General features: G+C 38.8%; 7 protein-coding genes. 2 read left to right on the plus strand and 5 right to left on the minus strand.

Annotated elements, in window-relative coordinates:
- Together V7266_RS15255 and V7266_RS15260 are read right to left on the minus strand one after the other, a co-directional pair.
- Positions 1-725: TPM domain-containing protein (locus V7266_RS15255; RefSeq protein WP_335468785.1), on the minus strand; the 725-nt coding region annotated here is incomplete at its 3' end.
- A complete protein-coding gene (locus V7266_RS15260) occupies positions 725-1,300 on the minus strand; it encodes a LemA family protein (protein ID WP_335468787.1) in 576 nt (191 codons plus the stop codon). The genes V7266_RS15260 and V7266_RS15255, both read right to left, overlap by 1 nt.
- A 395-nt stretch (positions 1,301-1,695) precedes the next feature.
- On the opposite strand from V7266_RS15260, the gene V7266_RS15265 reads away from it, so the two are divergent.
- A complete protein-coding gene (locus V7266_RS15265) occupies positions 1,696-1,977 on the plus strand; it encodes a YggT family protein (protein ID WP_335468789.1) in 282 nt (93 codons plus the stop codon).
- A 111-nt stretch (positions 1,978-2,088) separates the two neighbouring features.
- On the opposite strand, the gene V7266_RS15270 is transcribed toward V7266_RS15265, so the two are convergent.
- Positions 2,089-2,862: a DeoR/GlpR family DNA-binding transcription regulator gene (locus V7266_RS15270; RefSeq protein WP_335468791.1), complete on the minus strand. Its 774-nt coding sequence runs from the start codon at positions 2,860-2,862 to the stop codon at positions 2,089-2,091.
- Positions 2,863-3,130: 268 nt separating this feature from the next.
- On the opposite strand from V7266_RS15270, the gene V7266_RS15275 reads away from it, so the two are divergent.
- Positions 3,131-3,904 carry a triose-phosphate isomerase gene (locus tag V7266_RS15275; RefSeq protein ID WP_335468793.1) on the plus strand — a complete coding sequence of 258 codons (774 nt, stop codon included), beginning with the start codon at positions 3,131-3,133 and terminating at the stop codon, positions 3,902-3,904.
- Between the two features lie 80 nt (positions 3,905-3,984).
- On the opposite strand, the gene V7266_RS15280 is transcribed toward V7266_RS15275, so the two are convergent.
- Positions 3,985-5,346, minus strand: coding sequence for a four-carbon acid sugar kinase family protein (locus tag V7266_RS15280; protein ID WP_335468794.1), 1,362 nt, complete (start codon positions 5,344-5,346; stop codon positions 3,985-3,987).
- 99 nt (positions 5,347-5,445) lie between these two features.
- Positions 5,446-6,471, minus strand: coding sequence for a 4-hydroxythreonine-4-phosphate dehydrogenase PdxA (pdxA, locus tag V7266_RS15285; protein WP_335468795.1), 1,026 nt, complete (start codon positions 6,469-6,471; stop codon positions 5,446-5,448).
- Between the last annotated feature and the right edge of the window lie 115 nt (positions 6,472-6,586).

A 6,586-nucleotide genomic window follows, 5' to 3' on the forward strand; every position in this document is an offset into this window, starting at 1 on the left:
CCGCCGCCGCCAGATGAACCACCCCCGACGCCTCGCGACCCGCCGCCACCTCCGCCTCTTCCGCCGCCGCGTGATAGAATGGAGAGGAGTAAATAGGTAAGAGTTCCTCCGAAAAATTTAAAGTCAAGGAAGACGACAACCAGGACAATGATAATAATCAGCCAGGATGGGATTCCAATCCCTTCATCCTTTGGCGCCGTTTTTTGTCCACTCTCACCGTTATATTCGGCCATGACTTCTTTAGCGAGTGCTTTGTAAGTTTCCATTACGGCTTGGTTGGGCTGGTTATTTTTTAAAAAAGGAATAGCATATTGATCTAAAATCCTTCCGGCTTTCGCATCGGGAATTCTCCCTTCGAGGCCATACCCGACCTCAATCCGGATTTTATGTTCCTTCATCGATAAAACAAGGAGGACGCCATTGTCCTCTTTTTTACTGCCGATACCATATTGGCGGAATGCCTCATTCGCATATTCTTCAATGGTTCTGTCACCAATGCTATCAACGGTCAACACAGCAACCTGCGCAGTTGTCTGATCTTCAATGGTTCTGCCTAAGTTGATTAATTCCACTCTTTCTGTTTCATTTAGGACATGGGCAAAATCTTGTACATAGATATCTCCGACAGGAGCAGGTATTTGGACATCCTCAGCAAGTGCAGGGGCTGCACTCAGAAATAATGTGGTAAAAACCAATAGAAAGCTGAAGATCCGTTTTGCTTTCATTACCCGTTGCCTCCAAAATCAACTTTTGGAGCTTCTTGGGCTTGTGGGTCTGCTTTGAAGTATTCTTTTTCATCAAACCCGCCGATTCCTGCAATAATCGAGCCCGGGAATCTTTTTACTTTTTTATTGAATTCCGCTACTTGTTCATTGTAATCCTTTCGCGCGACAGCAATTCTGTTTTCCGTTCCAGCCAGTTCATCCATTAGCTGGGTAAATTGCTGATCTGCCTTAAGGTTAGGGTAATTCTCAACGACGACAAGCAAACGGCTTAGTGCACCGGATAATTGATCGTTTGCAGTGGCTTCTTCTTCGGGGGTTTTTGCTCCGGCAAGCTGTGCACGTGCATTTGAGATGGAAGCAATGACTTCTTTCTCATGAGCAGCATAGCCCTTTACAGTACTAACTAAGTTTGGGATTAAATCAAGCCTTCGCTGGAGTTGATTTTCGATTTGAGCATGCGACTGATTTACGTCTTCTTCTAGATTGACAAAGCTGTTATAGCTGGACATAAACATGAGGCCAAAGATCACAATGACAGCGACCACAATTCCTAATCCTAACCAACCTTTTTTCAATCTAATCACGTCCTTTCTCACTTATAGTATATATCACTTGGTAAATAAGTTCCCTATTTAAGCCATTTAAAAACTTACCTATAAACCCAGTTAATTAAACGTTTGATTAGTTTTGCCGCTGAATTAATTAAACGTTTGATTAATTTTTTTCATTCGCCAATCCCTTGAATTTAAGAATTTGTTAAGTTCCTAATGGCATAATAAAACCATTGAAAAACCTTTATCACTAAGGCCTTCCCACAAGTAATTAATCGTTGATTCATCTAGATTAGGATTTCATGCTATGACATCCATCAGAATTATGAAACCTTTAGTGGGCTTAGTCGTATATAATATATGTACTCTTTATGTAGTCTGTACCTGCCATAAAACTCTAATAGATGAGGTGATATAAATTGGGATTATACATTTTGCAAATTGGACAATATGCTTTTGAAATTTATTATTGGCTTATCTTAATATCGATTTTTGGTTCCTGGTTTCCACAATTTCAATCCACAAAGCTTGGGATGTGGATCTCTAAGCTGGTTGAACCCTATTTAGGCTTGTTTAGACGGTTTATCCCTCCACTTGGGCCTATTGATATTTCACCAATTGTCGCTATATTTGTTTTTAGATATATAACAGGATTCGCTTTAGAAGGACTGCGGCAGTCATTGAATATGATTGGGGTATAAAGGCAACTGCTGTACTGTTCAAGTTGTAGAAAATAAAAAAAGAGCTATGCAGCTCTTTTTTTATTTGAATGTTCCCGCTTTCAATAATAAATATTTTAATGTTTTAATGTTTTATTCTACAATTTCTAATTCAATATTCTTCGATGCAAAAAAGTCACGTAAATCATCTGAAACATGCTGGTCTGTGATAAAAAGGTCAATTTCCTCGGGACGCGCAAAGGTTGCAATGGAGCTTTTATTGACTTTACTGTGATCGAGCATCGCAATTACTTTGTTGGCTACGGAAACCATACTCCTTTTTAATTCCACTTCATACAGGCTAAAATCAGAAAGACCATCCTTTGTATTAAATGCATAGGCCGATGTAAACAAGATATCAATATTGATTTTTCGCAACAGTTCTTCTCCCAGCAGACCTTCAACTGAATTGGATGAATTACGAACAATACCGCCAATAATCATAACCGTTAGATAGGGATTTTCTTTTAGCATAGCAGCAGTGGCGATTCCGCTTGTTACTACTGTTAGCCTCATTTTCGAATCTAATAAATATTTTGCTAGTTCAAAGCAAGTCGTACTTGCATCTAAAAGGATACATTGTCCATCCTGAATATGACGAAAGGCATGATAGCCCATCTTCTGCTTTTCAGCCTTGAATTTCTTTTCGCGAATCTCATACTTTTTATCAACGGTATCCGGATCTTCCTCTTTCATCATGGCCCCGCCATGAGTTCGAATAAGCAATCCCTGTTTTTCCATTTGATTCAAATCAGAGCGAATGGTAGCTGCAGAAATATTAAGTAAACTAGTCAAATCATTCACTGTTACCGTCCCTTTTTCTGTTAGCATTTCTAGGATTTTATTTCTGCGTTGATCAGCAAACATAATTACACCCTTTCACTTCTTTTCGAATTGTTATTCATTATTATCTCATATTAATAGAAATAAACCAATCAAATTATCTAGAAAAACAGCTAAAAAGTATAGATTTTATATAAAAATATTTCTATTTCTCTCCCTTTTTCAGCACCCCCTCTGTTTTCATTTATTTTCTTTTTCGCAATAAAAAACAAATAATTGACAAATATCGATAATGAAAGATAAGATTATATCAATTAAATAAAATACATAATATCCGAAAGCAGGTGGTAATATGAAGAAAATTTTTATCGGAACAAACTGGAAGATGCATAAGACAATTAAAGAAGGCCAGGAGTATTGCAGAGAACTAAATAGAATAGCTAGAGATAAGGATGAAAGAATGCAGCTTTTTATTATCCCGCCGTATACTTCTTTAACGACCCTAAGGGATGAGCTCGATTCTAGTATTCTATTAGGTGCACAAAATATGCACTGGGAGGATGAGGGGCCTTTTACAGGAGAAATATCACCTTCCATGTTAAAAGAGATTGGAGTTGACTTAGTAGAGCTAGGCCACTCTGAAAGACGCCAATATTATAACGAGAACGATATAGATTTAAATAAAAAGGTTCATGCTGCACTTGGAAAAGAAATGATTCCATTGCTTTGCATCGGAGAAAAACTGGAAGACAAAGAAATGAGTATAAGTGAAGAATCCCTTTCGATTCAACTAAAAATCTGTTTGAAAAATATTTCCTCTTCCCAAGCAAAAAATGTCCTTATAGCCTATGAACCGGTATGGGCCATTGGGGCTGGGGGAACTGAAGCACCAGCTGACTATGTTCATAAAATGCATGATCATATCCGCAAAGTATTAGTAGAGCTTTTTGGGGATATTGGACAGGACATAAAAATCCTATTTGGTGGAAGTGTCAACAGAGGTAATGCCATTGACTATTTAAAGGGCAGTAATGTCAATGGACTATTTATCGGCCGCTCGGCTTGGGACTTGGAAAAATTCGAGCCAATCCTTAATGATATTGAACAATTTCTTCAATTAAATTAGACACGTAAAGTTCCAGCGCCTTGACCAGGTTCTGGAACTGGACAATTAGAAAAAGGGTGAACCTCTAGGTCACCCCTTTTCTATACTCCGATAGCCTCTTGCCGTAATACTTTAGAAGACTCTTTGCATATTCTTTTTACAATCGAGATAGCAGTATCTTCGGCACCAGTTAATCCACCTTTTCCGACAACTACCAAGCCATCATATTTTCCGCCAATAATTCTTCCAAGATCTGCTTGAGGAATCACATAATCAATTAATTCAATTCCCTTAGCGCCTAAGACATTTAGTACATTTACCATTGTATCCCCACCGGTCATATAAATGCCTCTTACGTCTTGAAGGTCACTGTTTAATACCTCAGCCACAATCTCACCTAAACCATTATTGATATTATTCGCTGCTTGACCCGGCTGCAAGTTAAACTCTTCCTCTTTGGCCCTTAAATTTAGTACATTGCAAGTTAAGGCGGTTTCCAGCAAGAGCACATTCGGCTTTTGACCTTGGACCGTCCTAAGGGTTTCATCAACTGCCCGCTTTACTTCAAATGGCGCTGTATTCACTGTATCGATGAGCGACTCAGCAGAAACTGGAATTTGGCATGCCCACCTCTTAGCTGACAACGCTTTCAATTGAACTTTAGTTACAGGCGTTGCACTACCAGCAACCGCAATAACAGTTCCGTTAATTTCTTCTTCTGAAATTTCCCCACAAGTAATCTCATGATTTTCCGCTGAATAGCCCTTAACTGTTGCTAATTTCTCTGTAAATGGGCCTGGGTCCACCGCTAAAACATTCCAGTTTAAATCATTAACCGCCACGGCAATCGCATCTACATCCTCAATGGATATGGCATCGACAATGATTACTCTTGCACCTTTTTCCCGTTCATTTTGCAATGTTTGTTTCAATGTTTCGTTTCCAGCAAGCAATGCACCTAAGGATACCAAACCAATTTGATGTTTTGTCTGCAGGGCCATTAACGTTGGGACATGTGATTCAGTGATTGGGGTCCTCACATCGTTGGCTACTGGTGTTTTTGACAATGCTACACCATCAATGATTGAGTATCCGCCCACTACAACCCTTCTTGACTGCGGCATTGCAGGAACCATGACTGCTATAGTATCTGATGCCAATTCCTCGAGCATGGCGTCCACTTCAAAGCCAATCCCACCTCTTAAGGTTGTATCAATTCGTTTAGAAAAATGGATTGCTCCTTTTTCTTTAAGTGCTATGACGGCAGATTTCACCTTTTGCTGTGCAGCTTCTTTTTTCATGGCCCTGCTGTCACTACTAAGAACCATTGCCAGATGTCCTTTATCGTTATCAAGTGATTGCTCATCAAAAAAGGCAGCAGTAGAAATCCCAGCTCTTGCTAATAAAACACCAACGGTTGTAGCACCTGTTAGATCATCCGCTACTATGCCAATCTTACACATAATATTCCCTCCTCTTCTCTTTTAATAGGAATAAATAGGTCTATTAAACTAAGAAGGAAAGAACTTAGTCCCTTCCTTCTTAAACAAAGGTAAAATTTATTATGCTTGTTCTACTAGTGCACTTTGTTTCATCTTCCAGTAATCCACTGCAACAAGAGTAGCTTCAATCATACTGATGGATCCAGCGATGCCTTTTCCAGCAATATCAAAGGCAGTTCCATGGTCAACGGAGCTTCTCATGAATGGCAGCCCCCATGTAATCGTGATGGAACGTTCAAAATCATAAGTCTTACAAGCAATATGACCTTGATCATGATAAAGGGAAAGTATCGCATCATAATTTCCTTTTAATCCCAAAAAGAATATTGAATCTGCAGGAACCGGTCCTACTGCATTAATACCAAGCTCTTGTGCCGCTTTTACTGCAGGGATTAGATTATCCGCTTCTTCTGTCCCAAACAACCCATTATCGGATGCGTGAGGATTTAGAGCAGCAACAGCTATCTTAGGTTGTTTTAGTCCGATACCAGTTAGTTCATTATGAATTTGCTCCACGCAATCTAGTACTCTTTCTTTTGTTGCATAGTCGCACGCTTCTTTAAGTGCTTTATGACGGCTGACAAAGAACACCTTTAAATTGTGGCAGTTGAACATAGTTAACGCATAATCAGAATTTGTTAACTCACCATAAATCTCTGTATGGCCAGGCTGCGGGCATCCAGCTAATTTGATAGCCTCTTTATGAATAGGGGCAGTGGAGACAACATCAATCTCATTATTAATGCCCAGTTCAATCGATTTTTTCACATAATCGTATGACATTTTGCCAGCTAATTCTTGAACCTTTCCATATTCAATACTAGCGCAATCATATTCACCCGTTTCAAGTATATCAATTGTTCCATATTGGAATTTGCCTTCTGATGGTTTATTAATTTTATTTACTGCAAAGTTACAGTTTTTTACCTCCATTGCTCTTTTTACGATATCAACAGATCCGATGAGGAATGGTTTACACTCTTGATAAACTTTTTCATCCATCATTGTATCAACAGTAATTTCTGGTCCGATTCCTGCAGGATCTCCAATAGTAATTGCAACAACAGGTTTTTTTGTGTTTGACATAATAATCGCTCCTTTTAAATAAGTGTTCTTTAATGTCATTTGAATACAAGAGATAGACTATTTCGAATTTTTTTGTTTATAACGCTTTCAATTAATCTATAAGGCTATTTTATTG

The organism is Neobacillus drentensis (assembly GCF_036965645.1).
GTDB lineage: Bacteria > Bacillota > Bacilli > Bacillales > Cytobacillaceae > Neobacillus > Neobacillus drentensis_D.

Coding starts and splice junctions, on each gene's coding strand:
- V7266_RS15270 (WP_335468791.1), bottom strand. CDS start 2,862: ATGTTTGCTGATCAACGCAGAAATAAAATCCTAGAAATGCTAACAGAA.
- V7266_RS15280 (WP_335468794.1), bottom strand. CDS start 5,346: ATGTGTAAGATTGGCATAGTAGCGGATGATCTAACAGGTGCTACAACC.
- V7266_RS15275 (WP_335468793.1), top strand. CDS start 3,131: ATGAAGAAAATTTTTATCGGAACAAACTGGAAGATGCATAAGACAATT.
- pdxA (WP_335468795.1), bottom strand. CDS start 6,471: ATGTCAAACACAAAAAAACCTGTTGTTGCAATTACTATTGGAGATCCT.